Annotated in this window: 18 protein-coding genes; all 18 read right to left on the bottom strand. The window is 52.9% G+C overall.

Annotation, left to right across the window (positions count from 1 at the left end):
• Positions 1–61: 61 nt before the first annotated feature.
• Complete coding sequence (gene rny / locus PEL01S_RS24970; protein WP_127462186.1) at positions 62–1,606, bottom strand: ribonuclease Y; 1,545 nt, start codon at positions 1,604–1,606, stop codon at positions 62–64.
• Between the two features lie 251 nt (positions 1,607–1,857).
• Positions 1,858–2,565, bottom strand: coding sequence for a RecX family transcriptional regulator (locus PEL01S_RS24975; protein WP_127462187.1), 708 nt, complete (start codon positions 2,563–2,565; stop codon positions 1,858–1,860).
• A 65-nt stretch (positions 2,566–2,630) separates the two neighbouring features.
• Positions 2,631–3,686 carry a recombinase RecA gene (recA, locus tag PEL01S_RS24980; RefSeq protein WP_108534254.1) on the bottom strand — a complete coding sequence of 352 codons (1,056 nt, stop codon included), beginning with the start codon at positions 3,684–3,686 and terminating at the stop codon, positions 2,631–2,633.
• 185 nt (positions 3,687–3,871) lie between these two features.
• On the bottom strand, positions 3,872–5,119 hold the full coding sequence (locus tag PEL01S_RS24985; protein WP_127462188.1) for a competence/damage-inducible protein A: 1,248 nt from the start codon (positions 5,117–5,119) through the stop codon (positions 3,872–3,874).
• 38 nt (positions 5,120–5,157) lie between these two features.
• Positions 5,158–5,745, bottom strand: coding sequence for a CDP-diacylglycerol--glycerol-3-phosphate 3-phosphatidyltransferase (pgsA, locus tag PEL01S_RS24990; protein WP_010491195.1), 588 nt, complete (start codon positions 5,743–5,745; stop codon positions 5,158–5,160).
• The gene (gene rimO / locus PEL01S_RS24995; protein ID WP_127462189.1) at positions 5,742–7,070 is read right to left on the bottom strand and encodes a 30S ribosomal protein S12 methylthiotransferase RimO; all 1,329 of its coding nucleotides are present in this window, start codon (positions 7,068–7,070) and stop codon (positions 5,742–5,744) included. The genes pgsA and rimO overlap by 4 nt, the downstream gene beginning before the upstream one ends.
• 142 nt (positions 7,071–7,212) lie before the next feature.
• Positions 7,213–7,704, bottom strand: a complete 492-nt coding sequence (locus tag PEL01S_RS25000; protein ID WP_108534256.1) for a YajQ family cyclic di-GMP-binding protein — start codon at positions 7,702–7,704, stop codon at positions 7,213–7,215.
• A gap of 290 nt (positions 7,705–7,994) precedes the next feature.
• A complete protein-coding gene (locus PEL01S_RS25005; RefSeq protein WP_127462190.1) occupies positions 7,995–8,876 on the bottom strand; it encodes a helix-turn-helix domain-containing protein in 882 nt (293 codons plus the stop codon).
• A gap of 40 nt (positions 8,877–8,916) precedes the next feature.
• Positions 8,917–9,696 (bottom strand): DUF3388 domain-containing protein, encoded by a 780-nt coding sequence (locus PEL01S_RS25010; RefSeq protein ID WP_063178591.1) that lies wholly within the window; start codon positions 9,694–9,696, stop codon positions 8,917–8,919.
• A gap of 87 nt (positions 9,697–9,783) precedes the next feature.
• A complete protein-coding gene (locus PEL01S_RS25015) occupies positions 9,784–10,620 on the bottom strand; it encodes a hypothetical protein (RefSeq protein WP_127462191.1) in 837 nt (278 codons plus the stop codon).
• A 138-nt stretch (positions 10,621–10,758) separates the two neighbouring features.
• Positions 10,759–11,013, bottom strand: coding sequence for a DUF3243 domain-containing protein (locus PEL01S_RS25020; protein ID WP_063178595.1), 255 nt, complete (start codon positions 11,011–11,013; stop codon positions 10,759–10,761).
• Between the two features lie 75 nt (positions 11,014–11,088).
• A complete protein-coding gene (ymfI, locus tag PEL01S_RS25025; RefSeq protein WP_063178597.1) occupies positions 11,089–11,850 on the bottom strand; it encodes an elongation factor P 5-aminopentanone reductase in 762 nt (253 codons plus the stop codon).
• Positions 11,840–13,132, bottom strand: a complete 1,293-nt coding sequence (gene yfmH, locus PEL01S_RS25030) for an EF-P 5-aminopentanol modification-associated protein YfmH (protein WP_127462192.1) — start codon at positions 13,130–13,132, stop codon at positions 11,840–11,842. Before yfmH ends, ymfI begins: the two co-directional genes overlap by 11 nt.
• Positions 13,133–14,437 carry an EF-P 5-aminopentanol modification-associated protein YfmF gene (gene yfmF, locus PEL01S_RS25035; protein ID WP_127462202.1) on the bottom strand — a complete coding sequence of 435 codons (1,305 nt, stop codon included), beginning with the start codon at positions 14,435–14,437 and terminating at the stop codon, positions 13,133–13,135.
• A 97-nt stretch (positions 14,438–14,534) separates the two neighbouring features.
• The gene (gene sleB / locus PEL01S_RS25040) at positions 14,535–15,341 is read right to left on the bottom strand and encodes a spore cortex-lytic enzyme (protein WP_127462193.1); all 807 of its coding nucleotides are present in this window, start codon (positions 15,339–15,341) and stop codon (positions 14,535–14,537) included.
• Positions 15,342–15,468: 127 nt separating this feature from the next.
• Complete coding sequence (locus PEL01S_RS25045; RefSeq protein ID WP_127462194.1) at positions 15,469–18,042, bottom strand: FtsK/SpoIIIE family DNA translocase; 2,574 nt, start codon at positions 18,040–18,042, stop codon at positions 15,469–15,471.
• Between the two features lie 128 nt (positions 18,043–18,170).
• Complete coding sequence (locus PEL01S_RS25050; RefSeq protein WP_127462195.1) at positions 18,171–18,407, bottom strand: YlzJ-like family protein; 237 nt, start codon at positions 18,405–18,407, stop codon at positions 18,171–18,173.
• Positions 18,404–19,156: a ClpP family protease gene (locus PEL01S_RS25055; RefSeq protein ID WP_063178606.1), complete on the bottom strand. Its 753-nt coding sequence runs from the start codon at positions 19,154–19,156 to the stop codon at positions 18,404–18,406. The genes PEL01S_RS25050 and PEL01S_RS25055 overlap by 4 nt, the downstream gene beginning before the upstream one ends.
• Positions 19,157–19,350: the final 194 nt, after the last annotated feature.

The following is a 19,350-nucleotide window of genomic DNA, read 5'->3' on the forward strand; positions in this document are numbered from 1 at the left end:
CTTTCCGCTGAATTAGAGAGGGAAGTGGCATAATCGCCACTTCCCTCTGTAGTGTATGCAATTATTTGGCGTATTCTACAGCGCGCGTTTCTCGAATGACCGTGACCTTGATATGGCCCGGATAATCGAGCTCGCCTTCGATTTTCTTCGTAATGTCCCTTGCCAAGCGGAATGCCTCGGTATCGTCCACCTTTTCAGGTTGAACCATTACGCGCACTTCGCGTCCGGCTTGGATCGCATACGATTTCTCGACGCCCTCGAACGATTCGGAGATCTCTTCGAGCTTCTCGAGCCTTTTGATGTAGGTCTCGAGCGTTTCCCGGCGCGCGCCCGGTCTTGCTGCGGACAGCGCATCAGCCGCGCCGACCAGCATAGCGATGACCGAAGTCGCTTCACAGTCGCCGTGATGCGAAGCGATACTGTTAATGACCACCGGATGCTCCTTGTACTTCTTGGCGATCTCAACGCCGATCTCGACGTGAGAGCCTTCCACTTCGTGATCCAATGCTTTCCCGATGTCATGAAGGAGACCGGCACGTTTCGCCAATGTCACGTCTTCTCCGAGTTCTCCTGCCATCAGTCCGGCAAGGTAAGCCACTTCCATGGAATGCTTGAGCACGTTTTGTCCGTAGCTTGTACGGAATTTGAGTCGGCCCAAAATTTTGATCAAGTCAGGGTGAAGACCGTGTACGCCAGTTTCGAACGTTGCTTGCTCCCCGTATTCGCGGATCCGCTCGTCGACTTCCTTGCGGGACTTCTCGACCATTTCTTCAATGCGGGCCGGATGGATTCGTCCGTCCGCTACAAGCTTCTCAAGGGAAGTTCGGGCGATCTCCCGACGAATCGGGTCAAACCCGGACAAAATGACGGCTTCCGGCGTGTCGTCGATGATCAAATCGATACCGGTGAGCGTCTCAAGTGCCCGGATATTGCGGCCTTCCCGGCCGATAATCCGGCCTTTCATCTCTTCATTCGGAAGCGCTACGACCGATACGGTCGTTTCAGCCACATGGTCGGCCGCACAGCGTTGAATAGCAAGAGTGATGATTTCTCTGGCCTTTTTGTCGCCTTCTTCTTTCGCTTGCTGTTCGATTTCCTTGATCAATTGAGCGGTTTCATGGCGAACTTCCTGCTCTACGTTGGTCAAAATGATTTGTTTGGCATCGTCCATCGTCAACGCAGAAATTCGCTCCAGCTCGGCAACTTGATCTTTATAAATCTGATCAATTTGCGTTTGGGTTTCTTCGATTCGTTTCTCCTTGTTGGCGACCTGCTCCTCTTTTTTCTCAAGAGATTCTAATTTTTTATCCAGCGATTCCTCTTTTTGCAACAATCGTCTCTCTTGTCGTTGAGTTTCATTTCGACGGTCACGAATGTCTTTTTCAGCTTCGGTTCTGAGCTTGTGGATCTCATCTTTCGCCTCCAGAACCGCTTCTTTCTTCAGTGCTTCTGCCTCTTTACGGGCATTTTCCTTGATCTGCTCGGCAGCATGTTCAGCACTGGAAATCTTCGCCTCTGCAAGGGACTTGCGGATAAAATAACCGATCCCGAAGCATAGAGCACCAACAACGAGAACGACTATGATCCAGATGACTGTCATAGGCATCCAGTTCACCTCCTCGTTGTTTCTCCAAGGGGTAAGCTTGGGATAATCAGGTTGTTTGATCCATTCTACAAGCGCTAGTAAAAAGTAAAATATTGGCGATTTTACTTTGTTCGAATCTCCCTCAGGCTGCTCAGGAAGATTCTGTGTATCGCGTTTACATGATTATTTTATCTTTTGATAAAGAAGCTTGTCAAGGTGTTGGGTCCGAATGAATCGATATTCCGTGCGCGCATGATTACGTTTTCCATATTCTAGAATTGCTCGTCCTCCGGGAACATCTCTTCATCCCAATCCCCTTCCGGTCCTTTTCGAGGCAAACGCGCCAGCACTTTGCTAACGACCACCCCCGGATAACCCCGGCGCTGCAGGAAGCCGGCAATTTTCCGCCTTGCCTTCACCGGATCTTTCTCCAGCTCCGAACGATACCGTTTCGAGGCAAGACTGTACGCCATAGCAAATTCCGTTTCTTCGTCCACCTGCTCCATCGCCGCTTGGATATGATCTTTGCGAATCCCTTTTTGCTGCAGCTCCTGCTTGATCCAGTGCCGTCCTTTTTTTTGCGATTCGAGGCGCTGTTTGGCCAACTGCTCGGCAAATTGCTCGTCGTTCAAGTAGCCTTCCTTCGCCAGACGCTCGACCGTCGATGCCGTGATTTCCGGCGTATATCCTTTTTGCTTCAGCCGGGCCTTCATCTCGTGTTCGGACCTGAGCCGGCTGGACAGCAGACGGATCGCATCCAAATAAGCTTTATGCGCTTCGTCCTCGGCTAAAATCTGCTCAAGCTGCGCCGCTTCGACGGCTTCGCCTTTGAGCAGCCTGTACTTGATCATCAAGTCCTCATGGACCGAAAACGCAAAGGTGTCGTCGATATAAATGTTATAACGGTGCGGCCCCCTGCGCTGTCGTTCCACCTTCGTAATCTGCCCCGATTGAAGCGGCGGCCTTTCCTGTTCGGTCATGAATCCAAGTACCCCCTTGAAAATGGAAAAGGCACCTTTAATCGGGATTAAAGGTGCCGGAACGTTTATTCTTTCTCTTCAAACAGCGCCAATTCTTCCTCTTCTTCGTCGTCATCCGTATTCGGCCCTACTACCGGAATCAGGTTGCTGTTCTCGCGAATTTTCTTCTCGATGACATCGGCAATATGCGGGTTTTCCTTCAGGAACTGTTTCGCATTTTCACGTCCTTGGCCCAGGCGGTCGTTATTGTAAGAGTACCACGCGCCGCTCTTTTGGATGACATCCATCTCGGTGGCGATATCGACGATACTGCCTTCCCTGGAAATGCCTTCGCCGTACATAATATCGATATCCGCTTGCTTGAACGGAGGCGCTACTTTGTTCTTAACGACTTTGATCCGGGTCCGGTTACCGACCATATCATTGCCTTGCTTAATCGTCTCTACGCGGCGTACGTCAAGCCGGACGGACGAATAAAACTTGAGCGCGCGGCCCCCTGGAGTCGTTTCCGGGTTGCCGAACATGACGCCGACTTTCTCGCGCAATTGGTTGATAAAGATAGCGATCGTTTTCGACTTGTTGATCGCCCCGGACAGCTTCCGCAGCGCCTGCGACATAAGGCGGGCTTGCAAGCCGACGTGGGAGTCTCCCATCTCGCCTTCGATTTCGGCCTTCGGCACGAGAGCCGCAACCGAGTCGATGACGATGATGTCGACCGCGCCGCTGCGTACCAGCGCTTCCGCAATTTCCAACGCCTGCTCGCCTGTATCAGGCTGGGAGAGCAGCAGCTCGTCGATGTTGATGCCGAGCTTGCTCGCATACAACGGGTCCAGCGCATGCTCCGCATCGATGAACGCCGCGGTGCCGCCGGCTCTCTGAACTTCGGCGATGGCGTGAAGCGCTACCGTCGTTTTACCGGACGATTCCGGTCCGTATACCTCTATAATTCTACCTCGCGGAAATCCGCCGATGCCCAGGGCGATATCCAAGGCCAGCGATCCGCTCGGGATCGTCTCTACCTGCATATGGGTCGATTCGCCCAATTTCATGATCGAACCTTTCCCGAATTGCTTTTCAATTTGACGAAGGGCATTTTCCAAGGCTGCGCGCCGATCTGACAAAAGAATCACGTCCTTTTTTATTTATCTGCTGATACCATATTACCGTGTTTTGAATCGGCTGACAAGCATTTTTCCGAACATACATTCGCTTGCTTGGCAAAAGAAAAACCGTAACACGTTTGGTTCAAAAATGTTACGGTTCTTCCGCTAACATCTATTATACTTTATTCTGGGTATTCTGGCAACTATGATTTTATCGTTTTCCATAAATGATAGAGTGCACTTTTTGCTGCCCGCAGCTTGATCGTTTCGCGGTTGCCGGACAGCTGGAGCATCACGGCAAAGGCTTGACCGCTCCGGTGCGCGAGACCTACGTAGACCAAACCTACCGGCTTGCCTTCCGACTCGCCCGGCCCAGCGACGCCGGTAATCGACACGGCAACGTCCGCTTCCAGCAGACGAAGCGTATTGCGCGCAAGCTCCGCCGCGGTCTCCTCGCTAACGGCACCGGGTGCGTCCGGTCCTTCCAACATCTCCATCGGCACGCCGAGCAACTTATGCTTTAATGCCGAGGAGTAACAAATGACGCCGCCCAAAAACGATTGCGAGCTCCCCGGAACGGCTGTCAGCAGATCGCTGAGCAAGCCCCCCGTGCAGCTCTCGGCTACGGCAAGCTTTTGCCCGCTCTCCGCAAGCATACGCAGCACCTGATGCTCGAGGGTGATGTCCTCAGCCGCGTAAATATGCTCGTCCAGCCGGCCCCGGATTTCCGCTTCCAGCGGACGCAGTCTGGTCATCGCCTCGTCAGGTGAAGAGGCGCGCGTCGTAAGCCGGATCGCCACCTCGCCCTCCTTGGCATAAGGGGCAATGGTCGGGTCCGTCTGAGCTTCGATCAAATCGATCAAGGCATGCTCCAGCGCCGACTCTCCGATCCCCGCGAACTTCAGCATGATCGAGTAAAGCGGCTGTACGTGGTCCAACTTGGATTCAATCCAAGGCTTGGCATACCGGTCGAACATCGGCTTCATTTCTTTGGGTGGGCCGGGAAGCAAAATGTAATGCGTGCCCTCGTGCATCACCGCTACGCCTACCGCAAGCCCCGTATCGTTCGGCAGCGGATCGCTTTGCTCCAGCATCAGCGCCTGCCGCGCATTGCTTTCCACCATCGGGATGCCCCGCCGCTGGAACATCTCGGTCATCGTGTTCATCGAGGGCTCATGAATGACAAGCTTTTGTCCGAGCACCTCGCCCAGCACGTTCTTCGTCAAATCGTCCTGCGTCGGTCCGAGACCGCCCGTGCAAATGATGAGATCCGCACGGCCTTTGGCGATATGCAGCGACTCTTTGATCCGCGAGACGTTGTCGCCGACGACCGTCTGGAAATAAACGCCCACGCCGATATCCGCAAGGCCTTTGGCTAAGTACTGCGCATTCGTATTTACGATTTGTCCCATCAGCAGCTCGGTGCCGACGGCTATGATCTCAGCTCTCACGGTACGCCTCCAAACAGCACAAAAACAATAGGCTGTCCCTACTGTTTTTGATCGCTAAAATTAATGACATGCTTGTTTTTGATAAAATAGTCGAAGCCCGAATAAATCGTGATGATAGCGGCAATCCAACTGGCCACGATGTCGAAGCGGAAGTTGATGAACGCAAACGGAAAATTGTTGATAAGCAGTGCGATAATTGCCGTAATCTGCGCCGCCGTCTTCCATTTCCCCCATTTGCTGGCCGCTATGACGGACCCTTCGAGCAAAGCGATTTGCCGCAATCCGGTAACGGCAAACTCGCGGCTGATAATCACAATGACGATCCAGGCGTCAACCTTGTTCATTTCAACGAGCGAGATCAATACGGCAGACACCAAAAGCTTGTCGGCCAGCGGATCGAGAAGCTTGCCCAGATTGGTGACAAGCTTCCGTTTTCTGGCGATATACCCGTCCAAACTGTCGGTGCTGGCGGCGATGATAAAGATCAGCGCCGCAATGATCTGGTTGTACGTAATGCTGAACTGCTCGATGCGAATGTGCGGAAACTTAACGTTGACGAGCAGAAATAACATGATGATCGGAACCAGAAATATTCTCGCCAGAGTGATCCGGTTGGCCAGATTCATGCCACGACCTCCCCGGACAAGTCAAACTCGAAGGAGTGGGTGATGCGGACCTTGGCAATTTCGCCGATTTTAAGCTGCCCGCCGCCGACAAACACTTCCCCGTCGATCTCAGGAGCATCGTACTGCGAACGGCCGACATAGACGTCGTTGCGTCCGTCGTATTTTTCGATCAGAACGTCAAGCACTTGACCGATGCGCTCGCCGTTGCGTTCATTTGCAATCTCGCGCTGCAGCTCCATGAGCACGTTCGAGCGGTACTCTTTGACTTCATCCGGCACCTGGTCCGGCAGACGGGAAGCCGGCGTATCTTCCTCCTTAGAGTAAGTGAACACGCCTAGACGGTCGAACTTCACGTCGCGGATAAACGATTTCAGATTCTCGAAATCTTCTTCCGTTTCCCCCGGGAAACCGACAATAAGCGACGTACGAAGCGATACGCCCGGAATGCGGTCGCGGATTTTGCGAATCAGCTCCCGTGCGTCCCGCTGACGTCCCGGACGACGCATCCGCTTCAAGATGCTGTCTTCGCTGTGCTGCAAAGGCATATCGATGTATTTGCACACTTTAGGGTTGTTCGCGATGACGTCGATCAGCTCGTCCGTAAAGAAGCCGGGATACGCATAATGCAGACGCACCCATTCGATGCCCGGCACGGCGCTTACCCGGTTCATCAGCTCCGGCAGCATGAACGTATCGTACAGATCCGTCCCGTAGTTGGTCGAATCCTGCGCGATCAGGCTGATCTCCCGAACACCTTGCGATGCCAGCTGAGCCACTTCGTCCAGAATCGATTCAATGGAACGGCTGCGGAACTTGCCCCGCATGATCGGAATACTGCAGAACGTACAGGCGTTGTCGCAGCCCTCCGCAATTTTCACATAAGCCGTATAGCGCGGAGTCGCCATTCGTCTCGGCAGCTTCTGCTCGTAGTTGAACACCGGATTGCCGACCATCACTGGCTTACGGCCGACCAGCGCTTGGTCGATAATGTCGTTGATATTATGGAAATCCCCGGTACCGACGATTCCGTCGATCTCCGGCATCTCCTTCATCAATTCTTCCTTATATCGCTGGGTCAAGCAGCCCGATACGATCAGCGCCTTGAGATTGGCCGTCTGCTTCAGCTCCGCCAGATCGAGAATCGTATTGACCGATTCCTCTTTGGCCGCGTCGATAAAGCCGCATGTATTTACAATAATGATGGTCGCTTCTTCTTTTTCGTTAACTAGGGAATACCCGCGCTCATGCACGAGCCCGGACATGATCTCCGAATCGACCAGGTTTTTCTCACATCCTAAGGTAACCACTTTCACTTTCTCTGTCATGTCTAAAATCCTCCACCATGGTTAGTACCTTTTACTACTAAACGGTTTGGTTCAAGTATAATATACCGCGTGAAAAGGTGTCAAAAGCAGCAAAATACCTTACGGACCCGTTTCCGCAAGGCAGCCGAAGCGTTCTTTGGCCTTACCTGAAATTGATAAACTGAAGGTCAAGCGAAAGATCCGCTTTTCGGAGCAGCGCCATCACCTGCTGCAGGTCGTCTTTGCTTTTTCCGGTTACGCGAATTTGATCCCCTTGAATCTGGCTTTTTACCTTTAGCTTGGAATCGCGGATCAACACGTTGATTTTTTTGGCGTTGTCCTGATCAACCCCCTGCTTGAGTTTAATCCGCTGACGCACCGTACTGCCTGCAGCAGGCTCGACCTTGCCGTATTCCAAATTTTTAAGCGATATGCCGCGCTTCGCCATCTTGGACTGCAAAATGTCCAACACGTTTTGAAGCTTGAAATCGTCGTCGGAGACGACTACCAGTTCTTCTTTCTCTAACGAGATGCTGCTCTTGCTTCCTTTGAAATCAAAGCGTGTCGCGATCTCCTTTTCTGCCTGGTTAATGGCATTGTTCATCTCTTGAAGATCCAGCTTCGATACGATATCAAACGAGTTTTCACTGCTCACAAAATCCGCTCCCCTTTCATTTCTAAATTCCACGCCCTCTATTGTAACAAAAAAGACACCCTCAGCACAAAGCTTTCGCGTGTCTTGAAGCCGTATTGTTCAAATGCGCCGGAAACTTAAGCGTTGCTGGTGTCGACTGATCGCCAAAACATGTCAAGAAGACCCAGCAGGATGCGGGCCAAACCGAAACCGAAAAATCCAACCAGCAGTCATGTCCGCAAATTCTTCAAGCGAAAAGATGAACCAGATGTATACGATGTCCAGTATTACCGTTTTTCCGGCGGCTTAGTCTATGACTTTTGAATATCGACTTGAATTTTTTTCACGTTCGGCTGATCGCCTACGACAATCGGCGAGCCGTTAACACTCAACTCAACCGCATTGGCTTTTCCGAAAATCAAGAAAGCCGTATCGGTCAATTCCCACGTTTTCGTTTCCCCGTTATTGAACGTCATGGAGTCGATCACCTTTTTGTTCCCGCCAGGTGGCGAATCGACTTCGATCCAGCAGGAATCCCCGGTCACTTTCATTTCGATTTTCAGTTTATCCGAACCCGTAACCGCGTAATAATCGGTTCCCCGCTCGCTTTTGACCAGTTTGACCTCCGTTGTCGGAGGCGGTGTTGGAGGCGGCGTAGGCACCTGCACCGGCTTGTTATCCGCAAGCGCTCCATTCGTTCCGTTAGCTCCATTCGCTCCGGCATTTCCAGGATTGGGCGTCTGCGCGGCGGGTTCGACCTTTTCGGTAATTTTCTTCGGCAAATCTTTGGTCGCATCATTTGTGTTGCCGGTATAGCTTTGGCTCATGTAGTAGTAGATGACCCCAAGAATAAGCACGACGAAGGAAATGACCATCACATTGGACGCCCACTTCCCGAGCCATTCCGTATTGCGGGTCGTCCGCTTGGTGCGGATCGGTTCGATTTGCTCCGGCTCCGGTTGCGGGATGACATTCTGGTACATGTTCAACACTTCGTTCGGGTCCAGCCCGACCGCTTCGGCATAGCTCTTTATAAAAGCTCGGACGTAAAAGTTCCCAGGCAGCACTTTATAGTTGCCATCCTCAATCGCTTCCAGATACCGTTTGCGAATCTTGGTTGTTTCCTGCAAGTCATCGAGAGATATTTTCTTTTCGATTCTGGCTTTTCTTAGCAATTGACCCAGATCGGACACGTGGTCACCCCTTTCCGACGTTCAGAACCTGGACAGGGCATTAATATTCGTCAAATCCGGCCGTGAACGTCTCGTATGTAATTTCTTCGTCCGGTGTATTTCTAAGCTCCACGATGCAGTCAAAATGATCGTAGGTATACTGCGATTCCCGGATAAAAATATCCGGATGCTCGATCACCTTCGTGGAAGGCATCGCCATAATTTCCTGCAGCAGCATATGATGCTTCTCATTGGAACGGAGCGTCGAGACAATCCCGTCGATAATAAATACGTTATTCGGATTCATTTCATCCTCGGAAAGCTGGCTGCGCACGGTCTGGCGAAGCAAAGTCGAGGAGACGAATGTCCACCGCTTGTTGGAGCAGACGCTTCCGGCGATAATCGACTCGGTCTTGCCGACGCGCGGCATCCCGCGCAGTCCGACAACATGGTTGCCGTCACGTTTGAACAGCTCGCCCAGAAAATCGACCAAAAGTCCCAGTTCGTCCCTGGTGAAGCGGAACGTTTTCCGGTCGTCGGAGTCCCGCTCGATATAGCGGCCGTGCCGGACGGCAAGAATATCGACCAGCTTGGGCGGACGCAATGCCGTTATAGTTATATTATCCACTTTTTTCAACATTTTACCCATTAATTCAACTTTTTCTTCATCGTTCGTCTGCAAAAGCATGCCGCGAGTACGGTTATCCACCCCGTTAATGGTGACGATATTGATATCGAGCATCCCCATCAGGGAGGCGATGTCCCCGAGAAGCCCGGGACGGTTTTTGTGGATTCGGTATTCCATGTACCATTGCTTGATTTCGGTTGTTTCCGCTATCATCCTTCGTTCTCCGATCCTAGATTTGTGATTGTTTACAAAAGAATTCTACAATATTCGATAAATTCCTCCCCGTTTCAGGGCATAAAGTCACAAATTTTTATTGATCTTCGCTTCGGTGTTGGAATATGTCTGAATCCCCGGCGTCCATGCTTTCTTTGCCATCATGTCTTCGATGGATGCAAGGATGCCTCCCCACTGCAGCTCAATGCCGGTGGAAGCCATGTTGATCACCGGAACCTGCATATTCTTCAGTCTTTGCAATTGCCCTGCTTCCAGCGGAGCGAATACGGCGATCCACGCCGGCCCGTGACTGCGTACCTGGAATTGAAACTGCGTATACCAGCCGTCAGCGTCGGCCAGATTAATATAATCCGCTTCTTCGGAAGGCGCCCATTCGGACGGAATCGGGTAAGCCGAAGTCGTTACCCATTCGATCGGCCGGCCGTTGTCAAGCTGCTGTCCTACCCATTCGTTCCACTCCTGCCGGAACCGGTCTTCCGGGACCAGCTTCACCATGATGTTACTACCGCTCACAACAGGGGATTGCCGCGCCAATTGGTCGTCCAGCATCACCCATTTGCGTTCCGGGATGTTCGCTGCGGTCGGAAGCGTATTTTGTACTAAATTATGTCCGGCAACAAGGATATAGTCATAAGATCTGGTTTTAATTTTGGTCAGTTGTTCTTCCGTCAGCGCGGTCGTGTTGTCCATCCACTCGAAGGCCGTCTGCTTTTTATCGCGCCAATTGACGAGTGTCGTTTGCAGGGCGGCTTTTACATTGTCCGGCATTTCCTGTCCCGTTACGACGAGAATCGACGATTTTCCTTGAAGCAAGACAGGATCGATTGCCGGGATGTTTTTGCCGCAGCCGCTAAGCAAACCTAGAATGCCTATTCCTACAAACAAACGTTTTAGCTTCTTCACTTGCGGTTCAACCTCTTTCTCCCGTTCGTCTATACCAGTATATAAGAAAACCGGCTGCGAAGCCAACTCGGCAAATGGTTGCTGCGGAAAAAGAGAAAAGCCTCCCAGAACAGGAGGCTCGTGTACAATGCCGGATAATTAATGATGTGCTTTAGCTAATTTGACCATAGCCCTTGCCAGGACTTTGCGCTCCTCTTCGTCGCATACGTCCCACAGGTCCTTCAGTACGCGTTCTTCTTTATTTTCCGGATCGATTTTGTTAGACAAAAATTCACCGATTTGAAAAGCGAGCTGCGAGATCGTCTCTTCCGTCATCCCTGCCCGTTCCGCTTGCTCCACACGCTCTCCCAGAAACTCTTTCCAACGATCGAACACTTTAAGCATCGTAGCCATGTATGCATCCTCCTTATCGAAATGAATGTCGGTACGACGTTAATGTTTGCATTTCGGTAAGGATTTATACGGCCGTCAGGTCAGCCAGCCCCCGTTGGGACTGATGATTTGACCTGTGATGTAGCTGGATTCGGGAAGCGCGAGGAAATAAACGAGCGACGCGATCTCATCAGGTTTACCGAGGCGGCCGACGGGAATATCGTTCTCGATCATCTCTTTTTCCCGTTCGTCGAAGCCTGCCATCATCAACGTATCGACCGCGCCGGGAGCGACGGCGTTCACGGTGACCCCGGACGGTGCAAGCTCCTTCGCCAACGCCTTCGTAAAAGCATTGATGCCGCCCTTGGCGGTCGAATAGGCCACCTCACAGGAAGCACCGGAGATGCCCCAAATCGAGGACACGTTGATGATTCTTCCGTACTTTTGACGGATCATCGCCGGCATAAATTGACGCGTCATCAGGAACGCGCCTTTCAAGTTAATGTCCATAATTTCGTCCCACTGGGCCTCCTCCAGATCGGAGAACAGGCCGTAATGCGAAATGCCCGCATTGTTAACCAAAATATCCGGAACGAGGCCGTGCTGTGTCAGCTTCTCCTGCATCCGCTCGATCTGCTCCCTCGACCGCAGGTCGGCCGTTACCGTTAACACCCGGCTCCCCAGCTTCATGCAGCTGCGGGCCGTTTCATTCGCCCCTTCGTGCGAATTCAAGTAATGAATGATCACATTCATGCCCACCGAAGCGAAACGGCAGGCGATCGCGGCGCCAATCCCGCGGCTCGCCCCCGTAACGAGCACCGTTTGCTCCGGAAACGGCTTGCACTGACTAGGTTCCATTCGCTTCACTTGTTACAATGGAAGCCGCCAGACGGCTCCAATCGAAATGCTCGCGCAGCCGCTCGTTGACATCCTCCAGGGTCAGCTCTTCATACACCGGCAAAATATCGAATAAATCGATGCCCTTAAACCGGTACTTCGTAAATTCATTGGCGATCGCTTCAGGCGAGTTGAGCTGGCGCAGGAAAGCGCCGATTTTTTTCTTCTTGCTACGCTCGAAATCGGCTGAGGCAATGCCGTCCGCTTTGACCCGGTCGATTTCCTCCTGCACGCGGCCGATCAAACGTTCGGGGTCTTTCGTATCTCCGCCGATCACGGTGAACGCATAATTTTCGGCAATATTATACTCGGAGCCGAAGCTGTCGGAAATCAGCTGCTCGTCATACAGCTTCTGGTAAATGGCCGAGCTGGGGCTTACCAGCACGTCAAGCAGCACCTTCATGGTCAGCTCCCGCTTCAGCAGCTCCCGCCCCCGCAAAGCCTGGCCCGGCTCCTTGCAGCCGAACAAGCACTTGGGCAGCGAGACCGGCAGCACGGTCACTTTGCGCGCGGCCTTCACCTGGTGCGGCTCGTCTTCAAAGTAACGGTTGATCGTTCCCTGCGGCTTGAACGTTTTCTCCGCTTGGTTCCGTTTGACGAGCTCCATAATTTCCTGCGGATTCACCCCGCCTACGACAAACAAGCTCATATTGCTCGGATGATAAAACGTATGGTAACACTCGTACAGCATTTCTTTCGTAATTTCACCGATGGATTCGATCGTTCCGGCGATATCGATATGAACCGGATGATTATGATACATCGTTTCGATCAGCCCGAAATACGCCCGCCAGTCCGGATTATCCCGGTACATGTTGATTTCCTGGCCGATAATGCCTTTCTCCTTCTCGACGTTTGCATCCGTAAAATACGGATTTTGTACGAAATTAAGCAGCGTCGATAAGTTGTCCTCGATATGCTCGGTGGCGGAAAATAAATAAGCCGTACGGTCGAAGCTTGTGAACGCATTGGCGGAAGCTCCTTGGGCTGCGAACACGGAAAAGATGTCCCCTGTCGGCTCCTCGAACATTTTGTGCTCCAAAAAATGCGCGATGCCGTCAGGCACTTTGCGCCGCGCTTCGCCTTCGACCTGAAAATCGTTATCGATCGAACCGTATTTTGTCGTGAAGGTGGCATACGTTTTCTGGAAGCCTTCCTTCGGCAAAATAAAGACGCTCAGTCCGTTCGGAAGCTCTTCCGCGTACAGCGTTTCCTTCACATGCGGATAAGGGATCGTGCGCATTTATTGCCCCCCTTTGTTGTCGCGTAAAAAATAAATCGTATCCAGTTGCACCTGGCGGGCCATCCGGCGGATCTGTTCTTTATCCGTTTGCTCCACCGCTTCGATCAGTGCCGGAACCGTACGATCGGCGCCGGACAGACGGTTGTTGAAATCGAAAGCGATCAGCTCGAAGGCCGAGTCCTGCAGCTCACGCAAATGTCCCGTAATCATCGCTTTCGTCTGCTGCAGCTCCGTGTCGTTGATCTGCCCCTCTTCCATCGCTTTCAGTTGTTCCTTAATAATCGAGACGGCTTTCTCGTAATTTGCGATTTCGATGCCCGATTGGATCGTCAGAATGCCCTTGTGCCCGTCCAAGCGGGAAGAGGCGTAATAGGCCAAGCTTGCCTTTTCGCGGACGTTGGTGAACAGCTTGGAATGCGGATATCCGCCCAAAATACCGTTATAAAGCAGCGCCGACGGATACGAATCGTCCGCATAAGAGGTTCGCACGCGAAGCCCCATATTGAGCTTCCCTTGATTGACATCAAGACGCTCGACGACTTCCTTCACTTGACCGACGCTGCGATGCTCGGCTCTGAGCGAATAGTCCGAAGTCCGCTCGCTCCTGGCAGCAAAATAGCGCTCAATCAACGGCAGCACCTGCTCCAGATTCGTATTGCCTACTACGTAAATATCAATCGGCGATTGCCGCAGCAAAGCTTCATACCGTTCGGTCAAAGCCTCCGCTTCGATCGAAGGGATGCGATCAATGGAACCGAGCGGATGGAGCCGGTAAGGCTCGCTGCTACACATTTCGGCGATGCATCGTTCCGCAGCGTAGCGGATTTTGTCGTTAACGATAGATTCCAGCCGCTTCTGCAGCGTCGTTTTCTCGGAATCGATATATTTGCGGACCAAAGTTCCGCCTTCCATCGCCGGCTGCGTAATCGCTTCGCCTAAAAATTGAATGGCTTGATCAAACAGCGGCTGCGGACTGGAAACGAAATCGTCCTGAATGACATCCATACGGAATTGAAGCATCTGGTAATCCCCGCGCTTGTACACGTCGTACCCGAATCCGGCCCCGTACAAATCGTCCAGCTTCTCGCGGAACTGCTTCGTTTCCGGGTAGGCCTTGCTGCCGCGCCGCAGCACAAAAGGAATCAGCGCGTTAGGCGTAACTGTGTCCTCTTGAAGCGGACTGCCCACATAGACCGATAATGCATAAGTTTTGAACTGCTCCGTCGGCAGCACATGCACACGCACGCCCTGCACCGTTCCCCGTTCGAATTGTATTTGCTTCAAAGACGAAACAACTCCTCTCATCATCATGGCTTCACTTTCGCCTTCCCGGGTATATTCCATTATATTCCTCTATAAACAGAAGAAGCAACCGTGAAGATGGTTACTTCTACTACATGCGCTATTTGCAGAAAATATGTTTACCGATTTGCTTGACTTGCGGACGGGTCCAGATCCATTTGGACGTGGCGGTCACCGGATTGAAATAATAAAGGCATCCGCCGGATGGGTCCGACCCGTTCAGCGCGTCTTGCACCGCCCTGCGGGACGTTTCGTTCGGTGTCAGCCATATTTGTCCGTCCGCTACGGCCGTAAACGCTCCAGGCTGGAAAATAACGCCCGAGACCGTATTCGGAAAGCTTGGCGCTTTGACGCGATTGAGAATCACGGCGGCAACGGCGACTTGGCCGATATACGGCTCCCCGCGTGCTTCACCGTGTACCGCATTAGCCATTAGGGTCAGGTCCTGCTCGGAAAGACCGAGCCGGTCGGAACGCGGTATGCCTGCGTTCGCCGGCGGCGCAGCGCTTTCGGGCGCGGGTGTGCTTGGGGCGGCTTGCCCTTGTCCGGCGCCGGTTACCCAAGGAGGCAGTTCTTCGGCTTTAGCCTTCCATGCTTTCGTTGCTTCCCACAGCTTCAGCTTCGTTTTATCCCCGGCGATGCCGTCCACATTCAACCCGAATTCGGACTGGAACCATTTAAGCGACTTTAAGGTTTGATAGCCGAAATCGCCGTCAACCTTGCCGTAATAAAACCCGAGATGCTTCAAACGTCCTTGGAGCTCGTATACGTCAGCCGTGCCGGACGCTCCATAGCGGATTTCGTTCTTGCTGAATGTCTGCTGTACCTTCAGATGCTGCTTGAGCTGAAGTCCGGCGAACAAAATAAACACCAGGCCAAGCGTGATCATGATCAATCGTTTATTCATTCTGGTAACCTCACCTTTCCCGCCTTCGTTGTGGCAACCTTTTTAAGGTTATTATGAGAAAGGGAGTCAGCTTCTATTCAGCCTAAACTGGGAATCGCTGGGCCCGGATAACGCATCCGGAAGCCGCTCAGGAGCTCATTCGGTTCATTTGATACTGCTCAAGCGACATCAATACCTCACGCGGCTTGCTGCCTTCGTACGGACCTACGATGCCGCGCGCTTCCATCGTATCGATCAAACGGGCGGCACGCGTATAACCGACGCGCATGCGGCGCTGAAGCAGCGATACGGACGCTTGCTTCGCCTCAAGAATAATTTGGACCGCTTGATCGTACAATTCGTCCTCAAACGTTTCCGTTTCCTCTTGTTTATCCTCGACATGCGGAACCATGTCTTCCACGTATTCCGCCTGCCTTTGCGTCCGGACGAAGCCAACCACCGATTCGACCTCCTGATCGGAAAGGAAGGCTCCCTGAACCCGGACAGGCTTCGAAGCGCCCATCGGCAAGTACAACATATCCCCGCGGCCAAGCAGCTTCTCCGCGCCCGCAGAATCAAGAATGGTCCGCGAGTCTACCTGCGAGGAGACACCGAAGGCGATCCGCGAAGGAATGTTCGCTTTGATGACGCCGGTGATAACGTCAACCGACGGCCGCTGCGTAGCGATGATGAGGTGGATGCCTGCGGCGCGCGCCATCTGGGCGAGACGGCAGATCGCATCCTCCACGTCGTTGGCAGCAACCATCATCAGGTCGGCCAGCTCGTCCACGATGACGACAATGTAAGGCAGCGGCGCTCCCGTTTGCGTTTCCACCAGCATCGAGTTATAGCCTTCGATATTGCGCGTCCCGCTTTTGGAAAAAAGCTCGTACCGTTTTTCCATCTCGACGACGACTTTTTTGAGCGCAAGCGACGCCCGTTTCGGATCGGTTACAACCGGAGCCAGTAAGTGCGGAATCCCGTTGTAAACGTTCAGCTCGACCATCTTCGGGTCGATCATCAGAAACTTGACTTCATCGGGCTTGGCTTTATAAAGAACACTCGTGATGATCCCGTTAATACAAACGGATTTCCCCGAGCCGGTCGCCCCTGCGACGAGCATGTGCGGCATTCTTGCGAGATTGCCGACGATCGGCTGCCCGGAAATATCGCGTCCCAGCGTGATCGACAATTTGGACGCCGCGTCCTGGAAGGCCGGACTTTCCATAACTTCGCGCATCGTAACAACGGATACCTCGGTATTCGGCACCTCGATCCCGATGGCGGACTTGCCCGGAATCGGCGCTTCCATACGGATATCCTTCGCAGCCAGAGCGAGTGCGATATCATCCGTCAAGCTGACGATGCGGCTCACCTTCACCCCGACGTCCGGCTGGATTTCGTAACGGGTAACCGCAGGGCCGCGGACGACCTCCAGCACTTTGGCACGCACGCCGAAGCTTTCGAGTGTCGCTTCCAGCTTGCGGGCAACCGCCTTGTAATCCAGCGAGTCGCTTCCTTTGCCCGAAGCGGGCTTGGCCAGAAGTTGCAAAGAAGGCAGCTCATACGGGACCGCGAGCGGTTTGTTTTTGATGTCAAAATCGTCCGTCCCTTCCGCCCCTTCTTGCTCATTAGCCACCGGATCAGGTTTGCGTTCCGCGGCATTTTCAGTCGAAACGGAACTGTCGGACGTTCGCGCCGCCTCCTGATGAACCTGCTCTTGAAAATCACGGATCACCGGGATTGCCGGCTCGTGTTGTTCTTCGGAAGGGATATGCTGTTCCGGGAAGCCGGAGTCGCTGTCGTGCGAATCCTGAGCTGCGGAATAGACCGTGACCGCTTCATCACCCTCTTCCGGCTGAACACGTCCTTTTTTCGCTTTGCCTTCCGTCTTGTTCTTCTCCGGCGCTTCAGACGGATTAAGCAGCTCGAAGAATAGGGTACGCATTTTTCCCGGCTTCCGTTCCTTGCGTTCCGGCTTCAAAGTCTCTTCGTCGAACTCGTCCTCCGGCGGCGGCACATAGACCGCTGCGACCGACGGCTTCTTCTTGCGCTGCGCGCTCGCTGCCGCCGCCTTCGCACGGCTTCTCTCCAGCAGCTTGCGCTTTATGTATTGGCCAAGCAGCGTCTCGGCAAACGGCTTGCGCCCGCTGATTTTGTTCATGATATCGCCGACCGATAATCCCGTAATGAGAATGAATCCCACAACGAACAGCGTATATTGAATCAGTCGGGCGCCGAGGTTGCTGAACAAAAAGTGCAGCACCGCGTAGAGCACCGCCCCGATCATTCCCCCGCCGACGCCGTCGGTCAGGATCGCCATTCCTTTTTCCGTCGGATCCAATCCGTCCACCATGCTTGCCCAAGTTTGGGACAGCACTTGGCCTTCCGTGAAATTCCCTTTCGGGTAAAGCTGCGAGAACAGGCTGATATGGCTCATCAGCAGCAGCGACAGGATGATCAGAAGCACCCCGAGCTTGCGGTGAGTCCGCCAAACCGGCCATTCCCTTTTCATCATCGCGTACAATCCGGCGTATATAAACACGAGCGGAATGAGAAAATCCCAAGTTCCGATCACAAATCGAAACAGATAGGTCAACGAACGTGCTACCGATCCTTCACGGGATAAAGCGATGATCGAAAAAATCAAAACAACGATGCCGTACAGTTCAAATTTGAGATTTGATTTGATTCCCTTGCCCTTTTTCCTTTTCCTGGCCAAGGCCGCTCACCCCCGAGCTTTCATTATACCATAAACTGGGGTGAAGCTAAACGAAAAATGCGAAAATATATTCCCCTCCGGCAATTAAGGTATGGAAAGAAGCACTGATCGACCGTGCAGATCCCCCTTTATTCGCCGGATTCCCGAGCCATCGGCTGAAACTCGATCATTCGCCCCGGAGTGTACTGGGGATTCAAAAAATCCTGCGGGTTGCAGCTGATCAGCCGGACGATCTTCGCTTGCTGTGCGTTGACGGGCTCAACCTGCATCCTGACCCCGTTCATCACGATATCGACGGTGGACGACTTCATCTCTTCAATTCCTTCGTAGACAGTTTCCAATGGCAGTATCGAATAATGAATCATTGGATCATACCTCCCGCATTGCCGGCTCGCCGCTCATCGATCAAGGCGTTGAGCTTGCTAATGGCTTCCCCAATGCCGCCCAGCGAGTTGATGAGTCCGTACCTGACGGCATCCGCACCGATGACCGTTGTGCCGATGTCACGCGTGAGCTCGCCCGTTTTGAACATCAGCTCTTTAAATTTGTCCTCGTCGACCCGGGAATGCCGGGTGACGAACCGGATGACCCGTTCCTGCATTTTATCCAAATATTCGAAGGTCTGGGGGACGCCGATCACCAGACCGTTCAGACGGATCGGGTGAATCGTCATCGTCGCGGTTTCGGCAATGATCGAATAGTTGGCCGAAACGGCAATCGGAACTCCAATGCTGTGCCCGCCCCCGAGCACAAGCGTTACCGTCGGCTTGGACAACGTAGCGATCATTTCGGCGATCGCCAGCCCGGCTTCCACGTCTCCGCCTACGGTATTCAAAATAATAAGCACGCCTTCGATTTTCGCGTTCTGCTCCGCAGCTACAAGCTGCGGAATCAAATGCTCGTATTTGGTCGTTTTGTTTTGAGGCGGCAGAACGATATGACCCTCCACCTGCCCGATGATAGTCATGCAGAAAATGTTGGATTCGGTAGTAGGCGCACCTGTCTGTCCCAACTGCTGAATCGCATCGACCGTTGCGCTTTTGCGTCCTTCTTCCGTTGTCGGCGCTTGCGGCGGCTGCACGGGCTGCTGCTCTTGTTTTTCGTTGGATTGCATGAAGAACATCCCTCCGTTAGCTGAAATGTCCTTGTTAGTATGGTGCAGTCGGGCAAAACTATGCGGGAGATCAGGGATGGATGTACGAAAAAAAGACCGCGTAAACCGGTGGGAATTTTCCCGCCGTTTACGTGGTCTTTACACAAAAACTGCTTTTATACACTCTATCCTCAAGTGATTTTGTATGACTGGTG

This window comes from Paenibacillus elgii NBRC 100335 (assembly GCF_004000865.1).
In the GTDB taxonomy this organism is placed as follows: Bacteria; Bacillota; Bacilli; order Paenibacillales; family NBRC-103111; genus Paenibacillus_G; species Paenibacillus_G elgii.